The following is a 20,340-nucleotide window of genomic DNA, read 5'->3' as shown; positions in this document are numbered from 1 at the left end:
ACTATTTCAGTGATAACTGAATCGGTGGGATGAAAGGATTTCAGGCGTCCGCACCAGATGTCCGAATATGGCCAGTCATGAACCACGAGCGAGCGCTATGATGCCCATCATGCCGAACTCAATAGATATCCCCGAAAGCGACGCCTGCTACCTGGCCGTGAAAGCGCGCGATGCGCGATTCGATGGCTCGTTCTTTGTGGCGGTCACCAGCACCGGTATTTACTGCCGGCCGGTGTGCCGCGTGAAAACGCCACGGCAGGAGAATATCCGCTTCTATCGTCATGCTGCCCAAGCCGAGGCCGCGGGATTCAGGCCCTGTTTGCGCTGCCGTCCGGAGCTGGCGCCGCGGGCTGCGTCCTGGAGCACCGAGGATGCTTCGCGCATTCTGGCGATGCAGGCGGCGCGCATGATGGACGAGCCGGAAAACTGGCATGCGCCCACGCCCGCCGGTACTGCAAAAGGCGGCCTGATGGCCTGCGTGGCGCAGCGGCTGGGTGTCAGCGACCGGCACTTGCGCCGAATCTTCGAAGCGCACTTCGGCGTCTCGCCCCTGCAATACCTTCAGACACGGCGGCTGTTGACGGCCAAGCAACTGATTGCCGACACCCAATTGCCGATGACCCGGATCGCCCTGACCAGTGGCTTTGCCAGTGTGCGCCGGTTCAACGACGCCTTTTCCCAACATTACGGCTTCAATCCCAGCGCAATGCGACGCGGCAAGGCTTCACCTGACGGGCAAGGTGTCAGCGTGCGCCTGGGCTGGCGTCCGCCTTACGACGTCGCCGCGATGCTGAACTTTCTTCGCTTGCGCGCGCTGTCCGGCACCGAGCAGGTTGACGGGCAGGATTACCTGCGCACGCTGCAACTGCTGCAGGACGGCAAACTGCTGCGCGGCTGGTTGCGTGTGCGCTTTGATGAAGAGCGCACGCTGGCGGTGGTGACCCTCAGCGAATCACTGGCCACTGCCCTGCCCGCCCTGATCAACCGGGTGCGCGCCGCGTTCGATCTGGATGCCGACCCGATGGCAATCAATGCCACGCTGCACGCCGACTTTCCGGCGAGCGACGGCCTGCGCGTGCCTGGCACCATGGACGGCTTCGAACTGGCGGTGCGAGCGGTGCTGGGACAGCAGGTCACGGTGGCTGCTGCACGCACATTGGGCTCGCGTCTGATCGATGCCTTTGGCGAAGTCATTGAAACGCCCGTTGCCGGACTCAACCGGCTTTTTCCAACGCCAGCCGCCCTGGCGGTGGCAAGCCCGGACTCACTGGGCCGGCTGGGCATCACCCGCCAGCGTCAGGCCGCGCTGTATGCACTGGCCGAGGCGGTGCTCAGTGGTCAGCTGCAGCTCAGCCCCGGGGTCGACGTCAACGCAACCTGCGCCGAGCTGCGTAAGTTGTCCGGCATCGGCGACTGGACCGCGCAGTACATCGCCATGCGCGCATTGCGCTGGCCCGATGCATTTCCCGCAGGCGATGTGGCGCTGCAAAAAGCGCTGAATGTGAGCCGTGCCAAAGATGCCGAAGTGGCCGCGCAACGCTGGCAACCCTGGCGCAGCTACGCGGTGTTGCGCGCCTGGCACAGCCTCGGCGGCAAAACCCCAACTGTCAAAGCAACGCCGATCGATCAGCCAAGGCAAAGCAGCCCTCTTGCGAATGGAGCATCAGCAGCGCCATGAACTCACTGAGCCACACGCTGAACTCGCCACCGGGCCAGATCGACCTGTTCGGCGACAGCCATGCCGAATTCGCCGTCGATGCCTCTTTTCGCACAGCTAAACGCGTCACGCTGGACGAGTACTCGTGGGTCGAGATCGTCCCCGGCTGGGCGACAGGCGCGGCGCTGCTGTTCGAGCAGATGCTGACCAGCGTGCCCTGGGCCGAGCATCAGCGGCGGATGTTCAACAAGGTCTTCCAGGAGCCACGCCTGACAGCCACCTATCGCGATGCCCGCAAGATCACCGAGCAAGGCCTGGTGCAGGCCATGGCCGCGCTGTCGGAGCACTACGGGGTGAATTACGACGGGCTATGGATGAACCTCTACCGCAATGAACACGACAGCACCGGCTGGCACCGCGACTACCCGTCCTGCCGAAAGCTTGAGTGTATTGTCCCGGTGCTCACCCTGGGCGCCTCGCGGCGATTTCAGATCAAGCCCTATCACGGCGGGCGCTCCCTGACCTTCATCCCCTCATCCGGCGACCTGGTCGTCATGGGCGGCCGCGCGCAGCAGGACTGGCTGCACTGCGTGCCCAAGGCGTCGGGTGCAACAGGGGCGCGGATCAGCGTTAACTTCATGAGCAGCGATCAGGCGGTGCCTGATAACGGCTAACGCGCCCCCTGCAGAAACCCGCGTGCCAGTTGCTGATACAGCTCAGGCCCCATTCTCGAGCTGACCGCCTTGGCAATCAGCGCTACTGCCATGAGGCTGATGACCAGCCCGTGGCTGTCGATCATTTCCATCACGATGATCGCCGAGGTGATCGGCGATTGGGTCACTGCGGCGAGAAAGCCCACCATGCAGAGGGCAATCATCGGTTGCGCGGCCAGATGAAAGAGATCTGCGACATTGCTGCCCACCGCCGCTCCCACGGCCAGCGACGGCGCGAAAATGCCGCCGGGAATACCCGAAAAATACGTGACGACTGTCGCCAGAAACCGGGTGATCGGCGCATGCCATGGCAGCCCGATGTCCGAGGCAATCACCTGAGACGTGATCCCGTAGCCGCTGCCGAACGACATCCCGCCGCTGAGCCAGCCCAGGATTGCCACGATCAGGCCGCAGATGCCGGCGAACCATACCGGGTGCAGGCGACGCCACTCCCAGACGACAAACCGGCTGTGCCGTTGTGGCCACAGCAACATGCGGCTGAACAGGCCGCCCAGCAGGCCGCAACCGATGCCGATGGCCAGTGCCGGGGCGACGATATCCAGCGTGACGTCCTGGACATCCAGATGGCCGAAGTAGTTGTAATTGCCTTGCAGGGCGATGGCGACCATCCCGGAAAGAATGATGGTACTGAGCAGCACCCCGCTGGTCCGGGTTTCCAGCTTGCGGCCCAACTCTTCGACCGCAAATGCGATACCCGCCAGCGGCGTGTTGAACGCCGCCGCGATGCCCGCAGCACCGCCGGCGAGTATCAGATCCTCGGGCCGCACGATGCGCGCATTGGGCAGAAAACGGTGGAAGCCATGCATGATCGACGCTGCGACCTGCACCGAAGGCCCTTCCCGCCCTGCCGAAAAGCCACCGGTCAGCGCCAGCGTGCCCAGGCTGATCTTGGCAAAGGCGATGCGCAGCGAGACAAGTCGGTCGACAGGCTTGCCTTGGTGCACCAGACGCGTCGCCGCGATCACCTGCGGAATACCACTGCCTTGTGCTCCAGGGAAAAACCGGGTGGTCAGCCACACCACCAGCATGCCCACCAGCGGCGTGTAGATGAAGGGCAACCACGACCGCTCGGCTGTCTGTTGGGCGAACTGTGCCAGTGCGAGGTCGGCGAGCCTTGCGAACATCACCACCAGCAACCCGGCCACGGTCGCGGCGGCCCAGAGGGTGACGCGAGTCCGCCAGCGAATGGAGGCGAAACGGCGGCGTAACAGCGTTGCCGGGTTGATCACAGGCTTGCGTTCCCGTTCAGTAGCGTCTTGGTTGAAAAGGGAAGACTAACCAAATGCACGCCACAATGTGATGAAAAAACTTTCTCGCCCAGCTGTCAGACGCACTGGCCGCGTCGCCCTGCGAATACTCAGCGCAACCCAAACCCCATCCGCTGCAGCTCCTCGACCAGCGCTTCCCGGCCATGCAGGCTGGAGACACTGCGCAACCGGTTGATCACCTGTTCCGACCACCCGGAAGCCTTCATGCCTTCGCGCTGATAGAACGCGCCCAGGCGCTGGTCATACTCGGCGAGCACGCTCTGTTCGTCAGCGGCCGAGTAGGTTTCCCGGTGCAGCACCGCGCCTTGAGGCAATCGCGGCTTCACCTTGGCCGGCCGGTCCGCCGAGGGGTGCCCGACGCACAAACCGAACACCGGATACACCTGGGTCGGCAGCTCGAGTTCTTTGGCGACGCCTTCGATGTCGTTGCGGATCGCGCCGATGTAAACGCTGCCCAGGCCCAGCGACTCAAGGGCCACGACGGCGTTCTGGGCCGCCAGCGCGGCATCGATGGTGCCCAGCAACAGGCTTTCCAGATAAGGCAACGCCTCCAGCTCGACCTCACTTTGCCCGGCAATCCGGGAAACCCGGGACAGATCCGCCAGCCACACCAGAAACAGCGGCGCCTGGCGGATATACGCCTGATTGCCCGCCAGCGCCGACAGCCGTTGCTTGCGCTCGCTGTCCTGGACGGCGACAACGCTCCACACCTGCAGGTTCGAAGAGGTCGAAGCCGACTGCGCAGCGGCAATCAAGGTTTCGAGTGTGCCCTCAGGCAGCGCCTGGTCGGTGAATGCGCGAACGCTGCGGTGGTCTAGCAGTTGGTCCAGCGTGGCGTTCCATTGTTCAAGCGGCTTGATATCCGGCGCGCCATAGCGCGCCGCCAGTTTCAGCTGGGCATCTGCGGTCATGGGAGTTCTCCAAAAAGAGGTCGAGGCTAGCAAATCACGTCCGAGGCGGCACTCACTTCAATGACGCTGACCAGCACACCGAACATCCGCAAAACGAAATTCCTGATTTTTAGCGCACGTTTCTGCTATCGAAACGTCCATGATCGTGGTTAGCTGACGGCGCAGACGTGCAGGTCATGTCGGGCTCCCTCTGCCCACGTCGCTATCTACCCTACCACCGGGCGGTAACTGGCCGCAGGAACAAGAATGTGTGCTCCCCAAATTCAGGACTGACCTCACCCTCGCTCGCACCGGCGATTGGCATCATTGACGATGATTCATCGGTTCGCCGCAGTCTGGCCAACCTGCTCAATTCTGCGGGCTACAGGGCCTGTGCCTATGCATCCGGCGAAGAATTTCTGCAGTCGCTGAACGAATCCGTTCCCGACTGCGTGCTGATCGACTCGCGCATGAAAGGCATGCAGGGCATCGATGTGCAGCGCTGTCTGAAAATGACCGCCGATGCCCCCGCGATGATCTGCATGTCAGCGTTCTGGAATGAAGCGGCAATGGCCGAAGCCTTGAGCCTGGGTGCGCATCAGTGTCTGGCCAAGCCGTTCTCGGAAGATCTGTTGCTCAGCACCATCGAGCAAGCTTTGCTTCGCAAGTGATGGATCCAGACAGCGTCAAGCAGACAGGCGTATTCAGGCTCGTCAAATGAACTTAATTACATGTTCGCGCGCACATTGATTCTATAGGCGAGCGGGTGGGGCCCCTAGGCTTTTCAAAGGCCCGGCAGCGTTATCGGCTGCGTGTCCCACTCCACTCGCACAAAGGGATCGATATGAATGTCTCGCTCAAACAGCTGACGCTGGCTGTTGCCTTGGGAACCACTGTTTGCACGGCGGCACAGGCCGCAACCACGCCAAGCGTCGCGGTCGGCGCGCAGTACGACACCAGCCATGTCTATGTGGACCCGGCTGAAGTCGACAGTTTCGTGAAAAGCTTCACCGCAACCTTCGGTGGCCAGAGCACCCCACAGATCGTGGTGAACGTGCTGCCCGTGCCTAGCAGCACCACCTCGCAGCTGGTGCAGACGCCGGCTGGCACCGTATCGCTGTTCGGCTTCAAGACGCCGGTCCCCTACCCCTTCGGCGCCGAGCGCAACGGCTATCTGGTCAAGGACATGGACGTGGCCATCGCCGAAGCCAAAAAGCACGGCGCCGATGTGATCGTCCACGACTTCCCCGATCCGATTGGCCGCGACGCGGTGGTTCAGTGGCCGGGCGGCGTCAACATGCAGCTCTACTGGCACTCGAAAGCGCCAAGTTACGCCCCGTTCCAGACCGTGCCCGAGAACCGCGTCTACGTCTCTGAACAGCGCGCCGACGCCTTCATCAAGGGCTTCACCGGCTTCGCCCACGGCAAGATCGTCGCCGATGAAAAGCATCTGGACGGCGCGGTCGTTGGCGAGCCGGGCAAATCCATTCGCCGGGTCAGCATTCAGTCCGACTTCGGCAAGATGGTGGTGCTGGTCACCGACGGTCACCTGCCCTACCCCTATGGCCGGGAAACCACTGGCTATGAAGTCAGCGATCTCGGCGCAACCCTGGCCAAGGCCAAGGACTCCGGCGCGCAGGTTCTGGTGGAACCCAAGCCTGAGCCTGGGCGTGAGGCTGCGCTGGTCTCGTTCCCCGGCGGTTATGTCGCGGAAATTCACCAGCCCGTCGCTGTGCAATAAGTTTGGGACCTACATGAAAAGCCGACGTCCCTCGCACCGCTGTGCATGGGCCCTGGCTGTGCTGTGGCCACTGGGGATTTCCAGTGGCTACGCTGCCGATCCGGCAGAACGCCCGGTGCTCAAGACCAACCGCTGGCAGGAAGACTGGTCAGTCCTGCAGAACCCTGCGCTGAGAACCGAGCCGCTGGACAGCCTCAAGTACATTTCGCTGTCCGATGACGACCCGCAGCGTTACCTGTCGCTGGGCGCAACCCTGCGTGAGCGCTACGAGCTCAACGACGCCAACGGCTTTGGTATCGGCAACCGCAAGCGCGATTCGTGGCTGATCCAGCGCTTGCAGGTGCATGCCGATCTGCACCTGAACGAACACTGGCGAGTCTTTACCGAGCTGGAAGATGCCCGTGCATTCGACAAGACCACAGTAGGCGGTGCCGACCAGAACCACCTGGACCTGCGCCTGGCCTTTGCCGAATACGTCGATCAGACCGCCGATCACACCTTCAAGGCCCGGGTCGGCCGGCAGGATTTTGCCTTCGACTTGCAGCGTTTCATTTCGTCTCGCGACGGGCCTAACGTCAGGCAGTCGTTCGACGCCGTCTGGGCCGATTGGGAAACGGCCAACTGGCGGGTGATCGGCCTGGCCAGCCACCCGGTGCAGTACCTGGACAACCGGCATTTCGATGACAAGTCCAACTCTGACCTGGCGTTTCACATGTTTCGTGTCGAACGGCTGCTGGACGGCAAGAACGAGTTATCGGCTTATTACGCGCTGTATGAGGAGCGTGATGCCAGTTACCTGGATGGTCAGGGCGACGAGACCCGGCATATCTTCGATGCGCGGACCGCCGGCAGCAACGACGGCTATGACTGGGACCTGGAAGCCATGGCTCAGACCGGCACCGTCGGTTCCAAGGACATTCAGGCCTGGGGTGGCGGCAGCCGGCTGGGCTACACCTGGCAGAATGTGACATGGGCGCCACGGGTGGGGCTGCAACTGGACGCGGCGTCCGGCGATCGTCATCGTGGCGATGGCAAGCTCGGGACGTTCAATCCGCTGTTTCCCAACGGCTACTACTTCTCCCTGGCGGGCTACACCGGCTACAGCAACCTGATTCACGTCAAGCCTTCCATCACCGTCAAGCCGCTCACGGGGCTGTCCGTTCAGACGGCGGTCGGCCTGCTGTGGCGCCAGACCACGCAAGACGCGGTGTACACCCAGCCCAACCTGCCGGTCGCCGGCACGGCCGGGCAAGGCGGACGCTGGACAGGCTATTACGACCAGTTGCGCGCGGATTACGCGTTCACCCGCAACCTGTCAGGCGCCGTCGAGGCGGTTCATTATCAGGTCGGCGATGCACTCAGAAATGCCGGCGGTGATGACAGCAATTACCTGGGCGTTGAGCTGAAGTTCATGTGGTAGCGCACGCAGTGCCGCCGGATCATCGCATCCGGCGGCACCGCACACCGGGGCTCACTGCGCCGCCGGGTCGCGGCTACGGCGGATGGGCAGGCGAAAGCGCATCCGGCATCCGGAGGTGAACGCAGGATCGACTTCCAGACAGCCCTGATGAGCGCGCACGATGGATTTGCAGATCGCCAGCCCCATGCCCATGCCGCTGCCCTTGGTGGTGAAAAAGGCGTCGAAAACCTGCTCCTGATTCTCCTCCGGGATGCCCGGGCCGTTGTCCTGAATGCTCGCCTGCAGCCCGTTCTCGTCGCATTCGGTGCGAATGATCAACAGCCGCCCACTCTGCCGGTGGTTGCTCACGGCATCCACCGCGTTGCTGATGAGGTTGAACAGCAACTGCTGAATCTGCACCTGATCTCCCGGCACCAGGGTATGGGCCGCCAGCACCACATCCAGATGAATCCCGCAGGCGGTGAGCCTGGGCATCAACAGCCGCAAGACGTCGCGCATGATCTTGTCCACCGAGATCTCGGCGATCTGCATCGGTGCCTGCTTGGCCAGTGAGCGCATGGCGCCGAGAATGCCGGCGGCGCGCTGGCTGTCTTCGGCGATGTCCTGGACCCCGGCGATCGCCTGGCTGACATGAGGCGTTTCGTGCCGGAGCCAGCGCAGCGTGGCCGACGAATTGGACATGATGCTCAACAGCGGCTGGCTGATTTCGTGGGCGATGGACGCCGCCAGCTCACCCAGCACCGCCAGGTGCGAACTGCGCGCCAGTTCCGCTTGGGACAGGCTGAGCTCCATTTCGGTTTTCGCCCGCAGCTGGCTCTCTTCCAGGGCGTGGGCGTAGATGCGGGCGGTGTGCAGCGACACCGCCGCCTGGGAGCCCAACACCTCGAGCATGGCCAGTTTCTTCTGGTCGAACAGCCGCGAGATCTGGCTGTTCTCAAGATAAAGCAATGCCAGCAGGCTGCCCTGGCGAATCACCGGCAGGCACAGCACGGATTTGGAGCCCCGATGGCTGAAGTCCGAGCGATGTGCTGCCGGGCAATGGCGGCTGGCATCGTCGATGACCAGCGGCTTGCAACTGCGGGCGGTGGCGTAGAGCACCGACATCGGCAAGTCATTGAGCGCGCTGTGCAGTACCTGGGACGAGGCAATGACCTTGCCGCCTTCGACCTTCGCGTACGCCGCCACCTTCAACACCGCGCCGTCCACCGTGACCAGCGCGCCCTGATCGGCACTGGCGTAGAGGATCAACTGGGTCATGAGGCTTTCAACCAGACGATCCAGGTGCACTTCCTCGGAAACCGCCTTGGCGACGCCTATCCCCGCTTCCATGTCCAGCTGCACCTGCACGGTGGTGCGCGATTGCTCCTGGATCGGATCGATGGTCAGGAACGCATGCTCGCGCTCCATCTGCTCGACTTTCGCGTGGGCGCCCCACAGCCGGTAGCAATCCCGGGCGATGCGCAGGTGCAGGTTGGCGCCGGAGATAAGCCCGGTGGGAATGCAGGTCAGTGCCAGCTGCTCGTTGGCGATGGCCTGTTCGTGGACAAAACCGGTCGCGGTGGCCGCAATCGCCGCGTGGTCGAAATGACGGATCGCTAGCAGGTCCTGTTTTTCCAGCCTCGCGATCAGCCCGTCGATGATCAGCAGCTTGTGCCTGAAGGTGGCCGGGTTGAGCTTTGCCCACAGGGCGAAATGTTGCCGATGGCTGGCCAGCATCGCCAGCCGGGTGTCGACGTCACCCGGCGCATGGGGATGGCCGAGCGCCAGGCTGTAGTACAGATAGAAGTTCGACAGGTTGATATGCGCCGCAACGGCCCAGATCGACGGCGCAGCGGCTTCGAACAGGCCGATGGCGTACTTGGCCTCGCCCATGAGGCAGGCCGACATCCCCGCATAGAGCAAGGTCCAGAAACGGGTCGGCGCCGAGACCTCATCCGGCGCCTGCGCTAGGCTCGACTGCGCGTTGCGGCCCCAGTCGATGCCGCGCCGTGTGTAGGGGCTGGTCTGCAGATCGAGGGCGAAGCGCTTCTGCGCTTCGACGATGCGCTGCACGTCCAGGTAACCGTACTTCTGGATGAATGTAAGGCCACGCTCCAGTTCTTCCAAGACCTGCGGCAACGGCTGGCCCATGACGAACAGATCGGCGCCCAGGTGCGTCACCGCGTAGCAGGCCATGACCAGGTCTTCGCCCTGGCTGCCGATGTCGAACGCCTTGAGCGCCTGTTGCCTGGCGAAGTCCAGCGGCAAGGTCCAGGGGCTCACCTGATCCAGTGCCAGCAACGTGGAAGTGCGGCTGCCCTCGTAGCCGCGCTGCTCACCGATATCCAGCGCCAGCTGCACAAAGGCGTGGCCGTCCACGTACTCGTCGTAACGGGAAGCGATCAACACGCCGAACCACGCCAGCCCATAGCAACTGGCGGGGCATGTGCCATGCAGCAAGGTCAGCTCCACCATCTTCGCCAAATGCATGAAGCCCATGCCGTCGTGGACGAAGAACGACGATATCAGCGTGCTGAGCAGCGCCATCGACACTTCGATGTGCGGCTGATCCATGCGCGGCAGCGTGGCGAGGCTGGAAATCGGGCGCTGGCCAATCAGGGCTCTGATCCGCTGATAGAGCTCATCCTGCTCGGCTTCGCTGGGTTTGCGCTGAAGCGGACTGCCTAGCAGGCTGAGCCCTTCCAATGCGGCGCCGATGGCGGCTTCATGATCGGAGCGCAAGGTCTTCAGCGTGGCCAGCAGCCGGAAAGTGCTGGCGTGTTCGAGGTCGCTCCTGGCGTACACGAAGCACTCGGCGACCAGCTCGTCCGCCCGGTCGAGTTCAGCCAGCAGCAGGCAGCACTCGGTGGCCTGCCAGCGCACTGAAAACGCCTGCTGGTGCAGCTCAGGGCGAACCTGAACGCCGAGCAGCGCATCGGCCGTGGCCAGGTAATCAGCGGCCTGCCTGACCGCACCGGCGTTGCGCGCAAGCTTGGCGGCCTCGACCAATACCGCGATGACGCCCCGCTCATACCCGGTGAAGGGGTACGCGGGCGCGCTCCACTGAATGTGGTTGGCGATCTCGAAGGCCGGTGTCCGGAACCCCGCTTTGGCGAAACCGAGCATCAGCGAGGCGATCTGCCCGTGCAACGCGGGGCGCGCCGGCATCGGCGTCAGACTGTAGGCGGCCTCGTGGATGCGGTCGTGAGGGAAGATCAGCGCTTGGCTCTTGCTCATCAACAGCCCGGCGTCGACCAGCGTGCCCAGCACCTTTCTGAACGCAATCGCCGACAGGCCACACAGCTCGCGCAGGATGTGCTCATCGGCCCGGGTGCCGATGCAGCTGGCCAGGCGCATCAACTCGCGCTCCGCCTCGGGCAGGCGATTCAGGCGGTGCACCATCAGGTCGGCCACGTTGTCCGCGTACCGGTGCCGGGCGACGTCCTCCAGCACCCAGTGCCAGGTCCTTGCCTGCCCATCGAACACCAGCAGCTTGTCGTCGACCAGCGCGCGCAGGATCTGCACGATGAAAAACGGGTTGCCCGCCGTCTTGAAATGCACAAGGCCGGCGATTTCGCTGACGTCTTGGGTGCTCATCCGCAAGCGCTGGGCCAGCAGCTGGGCAACACCGTCGACCGAAAACGGGCTCAGCACGATATTCCGAGCGTTGTCGAAACCGAGCAGGTTGTCCCGGTAGAGCAAGCCTTCGGGCGCGCTGAGCCGCGAGGTGGCGGCCGTACGATGGGCCAGCACCAGCAGGACATTCCCGGGAGGTGCGGCGAAAAACGCCTTGAGCAACGACAGGGTGGAATCGTCCGCCCACTGCAGGTCATCGAAGAACAGCACCAGCGGCGTGCCCAGGCTGCCGAACACGTCCAGCACATCGAGCAGTGTCTGGTTCGCCCGGACCATTGCGTGATACGCCGAAACCACCGCCTGCTCACTGGTCGGGCCGAGCAGTTCCTCAAAGGCCGGGCACAGCTCGACCACCAGACGCCCTCTGCCTTCCAGCTTTTTCGTCAGCGCCTCCTTGAAGCGCTCGACTTCTTCGAAGCTCTTCACCGACAGCACTTTGGTCAGGCTGGAGAGGATCTGACGAAACGGCGCGTACGGAATCTCCCGTTGCAACGAGCGGCTTTTGCCGACCGCCCAGTAACTCGGCGAGGCCGTGGTCAGCCAGTGCCGCACCAGGGTGGATTTGCCCTCCCCCGGCAAACCGCAGACCACCACAACTCCAGACTCACCGGACTGCAGGGTCTTGCCGTAACACTCGTCGAGCAGCGCAAGCTCCTGCTCGCGGCCAATCAACTGAGTGGACATCGACCACTGGATCGATTGATCGAGCAGCCCGAGCTCGAAATCCTCGATCTGCCCCTCGCTGTCCAGCTGCCGGGTGCAGAACGCCAGGTCGGCAGCCAGGGTCTCGGCCCGCTGGTAGCGGTCTTCCGGCTCCTTGGCCAGGCATTTGAGCAGGATGCGACTGAGAACCGCGGGGATCTCGCTATTGAGCTGCGACGGCGCGGCCGGCTGCACCGCCGCATGAACGTGCAGCCACTGGACCAGCGTGTCGGCTTGCAGCGGGAGCTTGTGCACCAGCGCTTCATACAGAATTACCGCAAGCGAATAGATGTCGCTGCAGACTTCGCGGATCGCGTAGTCGCTGTGCAGTTGCTCGGGCGCCAGATACGGCCATTGGGCTTCGCAAAAGCCCCGCTCGGTGGGCTCGCTGGTGTCCAGCGACTTGAAGAAATTCAGCTTCACACCGTGCTCGCTGACCGCAAGGTGTTCCGGCGTGAGGTTGCCGTGAATGACCCCGGCCCCATGGGCACTCGCCAGGGCGCGGGCCGCGCTGGTCGCCAGCTCAAGAAACTGTGCCAGTTCAGACCGGCCACCGGCGAAGGTCTCCCGCCAGTTGGGCAGGCGCGGATAAATCACCATCGGGCCTTCGACGGTATGCATCAAGGCGGCCGGAATGATCGCCCAGGCGGGGTCCAGAGGAATACGGTAATCGCGCTCCAGCCTCTGGCAGGCGACCGGACACGCCAGCGGCGCCCTGGCGGCGTCCCACGCCAGCGACCGTGCAGGATCATGGATGCGCAGGTAGGTCAGGTATTCCTCGTGACGCAGCAGCGAGAGGGTGCACTGCGCCAACCATTGCTCGTCATATACAGTTTCAGGCCCTGCGGTTTCGTATCCACTGTGCAACATACTGCTTATCCAGATCGGGAATCATTCAGCCAGGCGGCGAGTGTACTACTGCGTAGACCGCGCATCAGCCGCTGTTTTAACGCTCAGCGCCTTGCCGGCCAGTCAAACTTCAAGCGCTGGCGTCATCTGCAGGCTGTCGAGCAGGCACCGCCTGAAATCCTCCACCACCGGCTGCGCCGAAGACGAAACCCGCAGGCACACCGCGAACTCGGGCAGCTCCGGCAATCCGACGTCGTCAGGCAACACGATCAAGTCATCCGGCACGGTCGACGCCAGCCAGGCCGTAATGGCCAATCCAACTCGAACGGTCGAGGCCGTCGCTTCGAAGCTGCCATTCTCGAACATCGTGCGCCAGGCGATACTTTCTTTCGCCAGTGCGCCGAGCACCAGCGGGCGGAACACGCAGCGTTCGTCGACCAGCGACAACGGCAGCGGCCGGGCTTTCCAGATATCGCTGTTGGCGCTGCCGACCCAGACCAGCGGTTCGGTGCGGATCACTTCGCCTTGCGGGTTGCTCGCCAGGTATTCGATCAGCGCAACGTCCAGATGTCCTTCCTTGATGTCTTCATGCAGCTCGGGCGATGGCACGCACTTCATCGACAGCTCGATCAGCGGATGGGCCTGGCTGAACGCCTTCAACGCCGGGGCCAGCGAAGTGATCAGGTCCGGTGGCGCACCGATGCGCAAGTGACCGCGCACAGGGCTATCGACGGTGTCGGCCCAGATCTCGTCATTGAGTTGCAACAGCCTGCGAGCCTTGGCCAGAAACAGCTCACCCTGGGGCGTCAGTTCAAGCTGCCTGGGTTTGCGGTTCAACAACACGCAGCCCAGGTTTTCTTCCAAGCGTTTGACCTGCTGGCTCACGGCGCCCTGGGTCATGAACAACAGGTTGGCGGCCGTGGTCATGCTGCGGTGGTCGGCGACAGCGACGAAGGTGCGAATCAGGGCGAGGTCGAGGTTACGGTTCATGGGGATTACGGCGTGTAATGGCAGGCATTAAGGATATTCGATTTTCTAATGGATGGCACAACAGTAGCGTGAGTGGCATTCACCGGCCGTGCCACGGTACTGCCCGCCTCCTTCAACGCCTGCTCTGGATACCGAAAATGCCCCACCACCCGTTTGCCGAATCCTTCGACCTTGACGCGTCGTTCAGCAGCATCACTGAGCACTGGTCGCCCAAGGTCGTCGCGCAAGTCAATGACCAGTACGTGAAAGTCGCCAAGGTGCACGGCCAGTTGGTCTGGCACAACCATGAGACCCAGGATGAGCTGTTCTACGTGGTCAAGGGCCACCTGAAGATCGAGTACGAAGGTGGCCGCGTCGTCGAACTGCCCGCAGGCTCCATGCACGTGGTGCCCCGTGGCGTGATGCACAACCCGATTGCCGAGCAGGAATGCTGGATCGTGCTGGTTGAGCCGGCCGACACCCTGCACACTGGGACCGCGCAGTCGCCGCTGACCAAGACCGTCGAGCAGCAATTGAGCTAAATGGGCACATGATTCTGCAGGAGCATCTGCTGTGGATTCTGAATAGGTACACGATTCTGTAGGAGCGAATTCATTCGCGAATGCGGTTGTCCGGGCGCCGCAGTGATGTCGCCTGGACGATTCTTCGCGAATAAATTCGCTCCTACAGATGGGGCGTCTGCTGCGGGCATTGAATCAATCAACCCAGGTCGCCGCCTCCCACCGGCAGGGTCACGCCGGTGATGTAGGAAGCCTCGTCTGACGCCAGAAACAGAATGGCGCCGGCCTGTTCGTCGATGGTGCCGTAGCGCTTCATCAGGCTGCTGTCGAGGGTCTGGTCGACGATCTGCTGGTACCAGACCTGCTCCTGTTCGCTCTGCGGCTGGCTGTTGCGCGGGATCCGCCGTGGCGGCGCTTCGGTGCCGCCGGGCGCCGTGGCGTTGACCCGGATGCCGCGTCCAGCGGTCTCCAGGGCCAGGCAGGCGGTCAAGGCATTCACCCCGCCCTTGGCCGCGCCGTAGGGCACGCGGTTCAGGCTGCGGGTGGCGATCGACGAGACGTTGACGATGGCGCCGCTGCCTTGTTCGAGCATGTAGGGCAACACGCTGTGGCAGCACCACAGGGTCGGGAACAGCGAACGACGCACCTCGGCTTCGATCTCGTTCTCGGCGTAATGCTCGAAGGGCTTGGCCCAGATCGTGCCGCCGACGTTGTTGATCAGGATGTCGATGCGCCCGAAACGCTCGTGGGCCGTGGCCATGACGCGGTCGCAGTCCGCGTACTGTTCCAGGTTGGCGGTGAGGTTCAGCGCGCGTTCATGCTGGATTTCGTGAACCAGGCTGGAGCGGTCGATGGCAACCACCAAGGCGCCTTCTTCCAGCAAACGCTCGGCGACACGCCGGCCGATACCTTGGGCGGCGCCCGTCACCAGCGCCACCTTCTCAAAGAAACGTGGATTCATGGAGCTGTCCTCAGGCGGCGTTGCCAGTGGCGATGGCGTTGGGGGTGAACTTCTCGTAAAGGAAGCTGGCCGGGGTGACGCCCTGATCCTTGAAGTACTGGCGCACGGCATCGACCATCGGCGGCGGCCCGCACAGGTACACATCAACGTCGCCGTCGTTGAGCGCGTCGGCAGGCATGTGCTGGGTCACGTAGCCCTGGCGTGGATGGCCGGTCGCGGGATCAGCCACGCAGGTCACGAAACTGAAGTTGGGCAGGCGCGCGGCAAAGGCTTCCAGTGCCTGGACCATCACCAGATCCTGATCGCGGGTCACGCCGTAGATCAGCGAGACCTTTTGCGTATCGTGGCGCTCGGCGAGCACTTCGAGCATCGACAGAAACGGCGCAAGCCCGGTGCCACCGGCCAGGAACAGCAGCGGCCGAGTCACCTCACGCAGATAGAAACTGCCCAGCGGCCCGGTCATGCTCACCTGCTCGGACACCTGCGCACGTTCCAGCCAACTGCTCATCAAACCGCCCGGCACGTGTTTGATCAGAAAGCTCGCCTGCTTTTCGCCGGGCTTGCTGCTGAACGAATACGAGCGGGTCTGACCGCTGCCCGGCACCTCGATGTTGACGTATTGGCCGGGCAGGAACGCCGGGATCTGGTCCAGATCGAAGCTGATTTCCAGCGCCGCGTCGGCGTGCCGGGTGATGCTGGCCACGCTGGCGGCGAACGTCGAGGTACCGGTCTTGCAGGCGCTGGACGGCACCGGCACGGCAATCACGCAGTCGGACTGCGGCACCATCTGGCAGGTCAGCACCTGGCGCTCCTGGGCTTCGTCTTCGCTGAGGGCGTCTTCGATGTAGTCATCGCCCAGATCGTAAGCGCCGGTCTCGCAACGGCATTTGCAGGTGCCGCAGACGCCGTCCGAGCAGTCCATGGGCAGGTTGATACGCTGGCGGAATGCGGCGTCCAGCACCTTTTCGCCGACCTTGCAGTCGATGAAACGGGTCACGCCGTCTTCGAAATTGAGCGCAATGGCGTACGTCATGGGGCCGTCCTCAGATGTGATAGATGTCGATGACCTGGTGGATGTAGTCATTCTTGAGCACCACTTTCTTGCGCGTGATCAGCGGGTTGGGCCCACTGACGTCCAGGCGATAGAAGGACGTGCCGAAGTACGTGTCCGTGGTCTTGTAGCGATGGCTGAGGGTCTGCCAGTTGAAACGTACGTCCAGCTGCCCGGCGTCTTCGCCCAGCACCTCGATGTTGGCCACGAAATGCGCGGTGCGCGGTTCAGGGGTGCTGGCGCTGGAGCGCTCGGTCTTGATGCGGAACACGCGGTCTTCCAGGCCGTCGCGGCTCGGGTAGTAGATCAGCGAGATTTCCCGCTGCGGGTCCTCGGTGAGGCAGTCCTGATCGTCCCAGGCCGGCATCCAGAATTCGACCTTGGGCGAATAGCATTCGAGCCACTCGTCCCACTGCCGGTCGTCCAACAGGCGCGCTTCGCGGTAGAGAAAGTCGGGCACATTCTGACGTGAAAAGCTCATGGCCGTGCCTCCTTGTCGGTGGCGATCAGCGTCTGCTGTTCTCGTTCCAGGGCCTGTTGCAGGCTGGCGGCCCAGTGCGCGTGCTGACGCACGAACAGGCCTTCGTCTTCGGTCTTGATCCCGCTCAGTTGCGGGTTCAGGCCCATGGCCCGGGCGTTGTCGTCGGCGCCTTCGATCCACTGCTTGGCGCCGCGGCTCAGGTCGTTCCACAGCGTGGTCGCGCCCTGGTAGCCGGTCTGGCAGGCACGGAATTCTTCCAGATCGTCCGGCGTGCCCATGCCGCTGACGTTGAAGAAGTCTTCGTACTGACGAATGCGGGTGGCGCGCTCAGCAAAGCTCTCGCCCTTGGGTGCCATGCAATAGATGGTCACTTCGGTCTGGTTGACCGAGATCGGGCGCACCACCCGGATCTGGGTCGAGAACTGGTCCATCAGGTACACGTTGGGGTACAGGCACAGGTTGCGGGTCTGGTCGACGATGAAGTCGGCACGCGCCTGGCCCAGGCGCTCGGCCAGTGCGGCGCGGTGGGCATGCACCGGGCGCACTTCTGGGTTGAGCAGCCGGGTCCAGAGCAGGATGTGCCCGTGCTCGAAGGCGTAGACACCGCCCAGGCTCTTCGACCAGCCGTTGGCGTCGACGGTGCGGGTGCCTTCGGCTTCGTAGTTGCGCCGGCCCATGGTCGCCGAGTAGTTCCAGTGCACGGAGCTGACGTGATAACCATCGGCGCCGTTTTCGATCTGCAGCTTCCAGTTGCCGTCGTAGATGTAGGACGAACTGCCGCGCAGCACTTCCAGCCCTTCGGGCGCCTGGTCGACCATCTGGTCGATGATTACGCGGGTTTCGCCCAAATAGTCGCTCAGCTCAGGCACGCTTTCGCTGAGGCTGCCGAACAGAAAACCACGGTAGTTTTCGAAACGCGCCAGGCGCTTGAGGTCATGGGAGCCGTCGCAGTCGAAGCTGTCCGGGTAGGCGCCGGTCTTGGCGTCCTTGACCTTGAGCAGCTTGCCGGCGTTGCTGAAGGTCCAGCCATGGAACGGGCAGGTAAACGAGCCTTTGTTGCCCTGCTTGCGGCGGCACAACATGGCCCCACGGTGGGCGCAGGCATTGACCAGGCCGTGCAACGTGCCCTGCTTGTCGCGGGTGATGACCACAGGCTGGCGGCCGATGTAGGTGGTGAAGTAGTCGTTGATCTCGGCGATCTGGCTTTCGTGGGCCAGGTAGACCCAGCCGCCTTCGAAAATGTGCTTGATCTCCAGATCGAACAGTTCGGGATCGGTGAAGATGTCGCGGCGGCAGCGAAAGACGCCAGTGGCGGGGTCATCCTGGACCGAGTCGCGCAATTGGCGGGCAAGGCGGTCGAGTGTGCTGATCATGGGGCGGGCCCTCCGTTGTTCTTTTATCAGGCCCCTTCACCCTATTCCTGCGCCCCTGCCCTCAATATCCGCCCGCTGCAAATCGTTATCCATCCAGCGCATGGGGCTCACGCTGACGCCGCCAGGTCTGCGACGGCAGCTCGCCAAAGCGCTTGCGATAGGCCTCGGAGAAACGACCCAGGTGCACGAAACCGTGATCCAGCGCGACTTCGGTCACACTGCGCGCAGTCTGTTTCTGTAGTTCGAGATGCACCCGCTCAAGCTTGCGCTGGCGCATGTAGTCCCGCGGCGGCAGGCCCACATGCCGTTCGAACATCAGGTACAGCGAACGCTCGCTGGTTCTGGACACCGCCATCAACTGCGCAAGGCTGATGTCTTCGGTCAGGTGCTCCTCGATGAACTGGCGTACCGCCTCGAAGCCACCCGCCTCGTCCTGCCTGGGGATGACCCGCAGCACGTTGCTGCCCAGCAGCGCCAGCAGCTTATTGGCGACGATCCGCTCGTACAGCGCCTCGCTTTCAGGGTCCGCTGCGTTTTCCGCTTCATGGCAGATCAGGCTCAGCAACTGGGCGAAACCGCTCAGGTCATCCAGGTGCTGACGCTCGGCGACGAACCGGATGCCCGGGTCCGGCAGCGCCCAGTGCTGTTCCAGGCAGGCGTTCTCGAACAGCCGCACCGGCAGCTTGACGATGAATTTCTCGCAGTCGGCCGAGTACGTCAGGTCCACCGGGTCATCCGGGTTGATCAGCAGCACCTCGCCTGCGCCGAAGATCTGCTCCTTGCCCCGGGCCGCCGAGCGGCAATGGCCTTGCAGCAGGATCTGCAGGTGATAGATGGTTTCCAGTGCCGTGGAGGTGACCTGCACCGGCGCGCCATAGCTGATGCGGCACAGGTCCAGGCTGGAGAAGGTGCGGTGGCTGATGCTCGCCTGCGGTCGGCCCTTGGGCGGGAGGCGGATGCAATGGCTGCCCACATGCTGGTTGACGTAGTCGGACACGGCATAGGCGTCGGCGCGGTCGAAGATCCGGCTGCGTTCACTCAATAACACGGTCATGTCTTGGCTCTCTTGTTGTTGTATTGACGGCCGCCAAAAACCACGAAGCCCCCGCCAGCGAACGCTGCGGGGGCAGTGGCATCAAGCTGAATGCGGCATTACACCGGCTCAGGCTTCCAGGGCCCTCACCCGTTCGCGGCGTGTTTCATCCTGCGGTGCGGCGGTGGGCTGGAGCACGAAGTCGAAATCGATATCGGCGCGCTGGCCCTTGGTGTCTTCGCTGAAACGGATCTCGGCGATCAGTTCGTCACGGGTGGCGTAGGCAAAATCATCATGCAGGTACTTGTCGCCCGCGAGGTTGATCTGGGTGGTCAGGTGACGATGCCCCGGTGCAGAAATAAAGAAGTGAATGTGCGCCGGACGCTGGCCATGACGGCCCAGTTGATCGAGCAGTTGCTGGGTCGGGCCATCCGGCGGGCAGCCGTAGCCCGACGGCACGATGCTCTGGAAGCGGTAGCGGCCTTCGGCGTCGGTCAGGATGCGGCGGCGCAGGTTGAATTCCGACTGCGACGGATCGAAGTACGAGTAGGTGCCGCCGGTGTTGGCGTGCCAGACGTCGACCACGGCATTGGCCAGCGGCTGGCCCTCGGTGTCACGGACCTGGCCGGTCATGTACAGCACGGTGCCGGGATCCTGGCCGTCGTCCAGCCGGGCGAAGTGCTCCGACACCGGAGCGCCGGCCACGTACAGCGGGCCTTCGATGGTGCGCGGGGTGCCGCCGACGTGGCCGGCCTGTTCGTCTTCGGCGTCCATCAGCAGGTCCAGGTAGTGCTCCAGGCCCAGCCCCGCCACCAGCAGGCCGGCTTCCTGGCGGCTGCCCAGTTCGTTGAAGTAGTTGACGGCCTTCCAGAACTCTTCGGGGCTGACCTGCAGGTCTTCGATGATCTTGATCGAGTCGGTCAGCACGCGATGAACGATGGCTTTCATGCGCTGGCTGCCGCCGGACTGGTCAAACCCGGAGGCTTTTTCGAAGAACTGCTGCACGTCGGCAGTTTGCGAGATACGAACGGTCATTTTTCAATCCTCATCACTGTTATTTGTTTTGTCGATGCAG

Annotated in this window: 16 protein-coding genes; 6 read left to right on the top strand and 10 right to left on the bottom strand. The window is 63.1% G+C overall.

Translation table 11 applies throughout. From position 1 onward, the window contains the following. The first annotated feature begins 109 nt into the window (after positions 1–109). On the top strand, positions 110–1,678 hold the full coding sequence (locus tag AC1MEK_RS10565) for an AlkA N-terminal domain-containing protein (protein ID WP_480396220.1): 1,569 nt from the start codon (positions 110–112) through the stop codon (positions 1,676–1,678). Then, positions 1,675–2,331, top strand: coding sequence for an alpha-ketoglutarate-dependent dioxygenase AlkB (locus tag AC1MEK_RS10560; protein WP_480396219.1), 657 nt, complete (start codon positions 1,675–1,677; stop codon positions 2,329–2,331). Before AC1MEK_RS10565 ends, AC1MEK_RS10560 begins: the two co-directional genes overlap by 4 nt. Here the strand turns inward: AC1MEK_RS10560 and AC1MEK_RS10555 are convergent. Then, positions 2,328–3,620 (bottom strand): chloride channel protein, encoded by a 1,293-nt coding sequence (locus tag AC1MEK_RS10555; protein WP_480396218.1) that lies wholly within the window; start codon positions 3,618–3,620, stop codon positions 2,328–2,330. The genes AC1MEK_RS10560 and AC1MEK_RS10555 overlap by 4 nt on opposite strands. A 128-nt stretch (positions 3,621–3,748) precedes the next feature. After that, positions 3,749–4,570: an oxygen-insensitive NADPH nitroreductase gene (gene nfsA / locus AC1MEK_RS10550; RefSeq protein WP_480396217.1), complete on the bottom strand. Its 822-nt coding sequence runs from the start codon at positions 4,568–4,570 to the stop codon at positions 3,749–3,751. A gap of 176 nt (positions 4,571–4,746) precedes the next feature. Here nfsA and AC1MEK_RS10545 point away from each other — a divergent pair, with 176 nt between their 5' ends. From AC1MEK_RS10545 to AC1MEK_RS10535, 3 genes are all read left to right on the top strand, one after another. Next, positions 4,747–5,220 (top strand): response regulator transcription factor, encoded by a 474-nt coding sequence (locus tag AC1MEK_RS10545; protein WP_480396216.1) that lies wholly within the window; start codon positions 4,747–4,749, stop codon positions 5,218–5,220. A 173-nt stretch (positions 5,221–5,393) separates the two neighbouring features. Further along, positions 5,394–6,290: a VOC family protein gene (locus AC1MEK_RS10540; protein ID WP_480396215.1), complete on the top strand. Its 897-nt coding sequence runs from the start codon at positions 5,394–5,396 to the stop codon at positions 6,288–6,290. 13 nt (positions 6,291–6,303) lie between these two features. Beyond that, the gene (locus AC1MEK_RS10535) at positions 6,304–7,710 is read left to right on the top strand and encodes an alginate export family protein (RefSeq protein WP_480396214.1); all 1,407 of its coding nucleotides are present in this window, start codon (positions 6,304–6,306) and stop codon (positions 7,708–7,710) included. Positions 7,711–7,761: 51 nt separating this feature from the next. On the opposite strand, the gene AC1MEK_RS10530 is transcribed toward AC1MEK_RS10535, so the two are convergent. Both AC1MEK_RS10530 and AC1MEK_RS10525 read right to left on the bottom strand, forming a co-directional pair. Beyond that, a complete protein-coding gene (locus tag AC1MEK_RS10530; protein WP_480396213.1) occupies positions 7,762–12,897 on the bottom strand; it encodes a trifunctional serine/threonine-protein kinase/ATP-binding protein/sensor histidine kinase in 5,136 nt (1,711 codons plus the stop codon). A 102-nt stretch (positions 12,898–12,999) separates the two neighbouring features. Then, a complete protein-coding gene (locus AC1MEK_RS10525; RefSeq protein ID WP_480396212.1) occupies positions 13,000–13,866 on the bottom strand; it encodes a LysR substrate-binding domain-containing protein in 867 nt (288 codons plus the stop codon). 137 nt (positions 13,867–14,003) lie between these two features. On the opposite strand from AC1MEK_RS10525, the gene AC1MEK_RS10520 reads away from it, so the two are divergent. After that, complete coding sequence (locus AC1MEK_RS10520) at positions 14,004–14,387, top strand: cupin domain-containing protein (protein ID WP_480396211.1); 384 nt, start codon at positions 14,004–14,006, stop codon at positions 14,385–14,387. A gap of 178 nt (positions 14,388–14,565) precedes the next feature. Here the strand turns inward: AC1MEK_RS10520 and AC1MEK_RS10515 are convergent, their stop codons facing one another. From AC1MEK_RS10515 to catA, 6 genes are all read right to left on the bottom strand, one after another. Continuing rightward, positions 14,566–15,327, bottom strand: coding sequence for a 1,6-dihydroxycyclohexa-2,4-diene-1-carboxylate dehydrogenase (locus tag AC1MEK_RS10515; RefSeq protein ID WP_480396210.1), 762 nt, complete (start codon positions 15,325–15,327; stop codon positions 14,566–14,568). Positions 15,328–15,337: 10 nt separating this feature from the next. Continuing rightward, positions 15,338–16,360, bottom strand: coding sequence for a benzoate 1,2-dioxygenase electron transfer component BenC (gene benC / locus AC1MEK_RS10510; RefSeq protein ID WP_480396209.1), 1,023 nt, complete (start codon positions 16,358–16,360; stop codon positions 15,338–15,340). Positions 16,361–16,370: 10 nt separating this feature from the next. After that, positions 16,371–16,859 carry a benzoate 1,2-dioxygenase small subunit gene (gene benB / locus AC1MEK_RS10505; RefSeq protein ID WP_480396208.1) on the bottom strand — a complete coding sequence of 163 codons (489 nt, stop codon included), beginning with the start codon at positions 16,857–16,859 and terminating at the stop codon, positions 16,371–16,373. Further along, positions 16,856–18,232, bottom strand: coding sequence for a Rieske 2Fe-2S domain-containing protein (locus tag AC1MEK_RS10500; RefSeq protein ID WP_480396207.1), 1,377 nt, complete (start codon positions 18,230–18,232; stop codon positions 16,856–16,858). Before AC1MEK_RS10500 ends, benB begins: the two co-directional genes overlap by 4 nt. Positions 18,233–18,317: 85 nt before the next feature. After that, positions 18,318–19,286, bottom strand: a complete 969-nt coding sequence (locus AC1MEK_RS10495) for an AraC-like ligand-binding domain-containing protein (protein WP_480396206.1) — start codon at positions 19,284–19,286, stop codon at positions 18,318–18,320. Between the two features lie 108 nt (positions 19,287–19,394). Continuing rightward, complete coding sequence (gene catA / locus AC1MEK_RS10490; RefSeq protein ID WP_480396205.1) at positions 19,395–20,300, bottom strand: catechol 1,2-dioxygenase; 906 nt, start codon at positions 20,298–20,300, stop codon at positions 19,395–19,397. Positions 20,301–20,340 lie beyond the last annotated feature (40 nt).

The sequence above is a fragment of the Pseudomonas sp. 2 genome (assembly GCF_056627435.1).
The sequence above is the reverse complement of the archived record's forward strand: the minus strand, read 5'-3'. Positions and strand labels throughout refer to the sequence as shown.

Excerpts from the sequence above, each read along its gene's own strand:
- AC1MEK_RS10565 (WP_480396220.1), top strand. The coding sequence starts at position 110 with ATGCCGAACTCAATAGATATCCCCGAAAGCGACGCCTGCTACCTGGCC.
- AC1MEK_RS10560 (WP_480396219.1), top strand. The coding sequence starts at position 1,675 with ATGAACTCACTGAGCCACACGCTGAACTCGCCACCGGGCCAGATCGAC.
- nfsA (WP_480396217.1), bottom strand. The coding sequence starts at position 4,570 with ATGACCGCAGATGCCCAGCTGAAACTGGCGGCGCGCTATGGCGCGCCG.
- AC1MEK_RS10545 (WP_480396216.1), top strand. The coding sequence starts at position 4,747 with ATGTCGGGCTCCCTCTGCCCACGTCGCTATCTACCCTACCACCGGGCG.
- AC1MEK_RS10540 (WP_480396215.1), top strand. The coding sequence starts at position 5,394 with ATGAATGTCTCGCTCAAACAGCTGACGCTGGCTGTTGCCTTGGGAACC.
- AC1MEK_RS10535 (WP_480396214.1), top strand. The coding sequence starts at position 6,304 with ATGAAAAGCCGACGTCCCTCGCACCGCTGTGCATGGGCCCTGGCTGTG.
- AC1MEK_RS10530 (WP_480396213.1), bottom strand. The coding sequence starts at position 12,897 with ATGTTGCACAGTGGATACGAAACCGCAGGGCCTGAAACTGTATATGAC.
- AC1MEK_RS10525 (WP_480396212.1), bottom strand. The coding sequence starts at position 13,866 with ATGAACCGTAACCTCGACCTCGCCCTGATTCGCACCTTCGTCGCTGTC.
- AC1MEK_RS10520 (WP_480396211.1), top strand. The coding sequence starts at position 14,004 with ATGCCCCACCACCCGTTTGCCGAATCCTTCGACCTTGACGCGTCGTTC.
- AC1MEK_RS10515 (WP_480396210.1), bottom strand. The coding sequence starts at position 15,327 with ATGAATCCACGTTTCTTTGAGAAGGTGGCGCTGGTGACGGGCGCCGCC.
- benC (WP_480396209.1), bottom strand. The coding sequence starts at position 16,360 with ATGACGTACGCCATTGCGCTCAATTTCGAAGACGGCGTGACCCGTTTC.
- benB (WP_480396208.1), bottom strand. The coding sequence starts at position 16,859 with ATGAGCTTTTCACGTCAGAATGTGCCCGACTTTCTCTACCGCGAAGCG.
- AC1MEK_RS10500 (WP_480396207.1), bottom strand. The coding sequence starts at position 18,232 with ATGATCAGCACACTCGACCGCCTTGCCCGCCAATTGCGCGACTCGGTC.
- AC1MEK_RS10495 (WP_480396206.1), bottom strand. The coding sequence starts at position 19,286 with ATGACCGTGTTATTGAGTGAACGCAGCCGGATCTTCGACCGCGCCGAC.
- catA (WP_480396205.1), bottom strand. The coding sequence starts at position 20,300 with ATGACCGTTCGTATCTCGCAAACTGCCGACGTGCAGCAGTTCTTCGAA.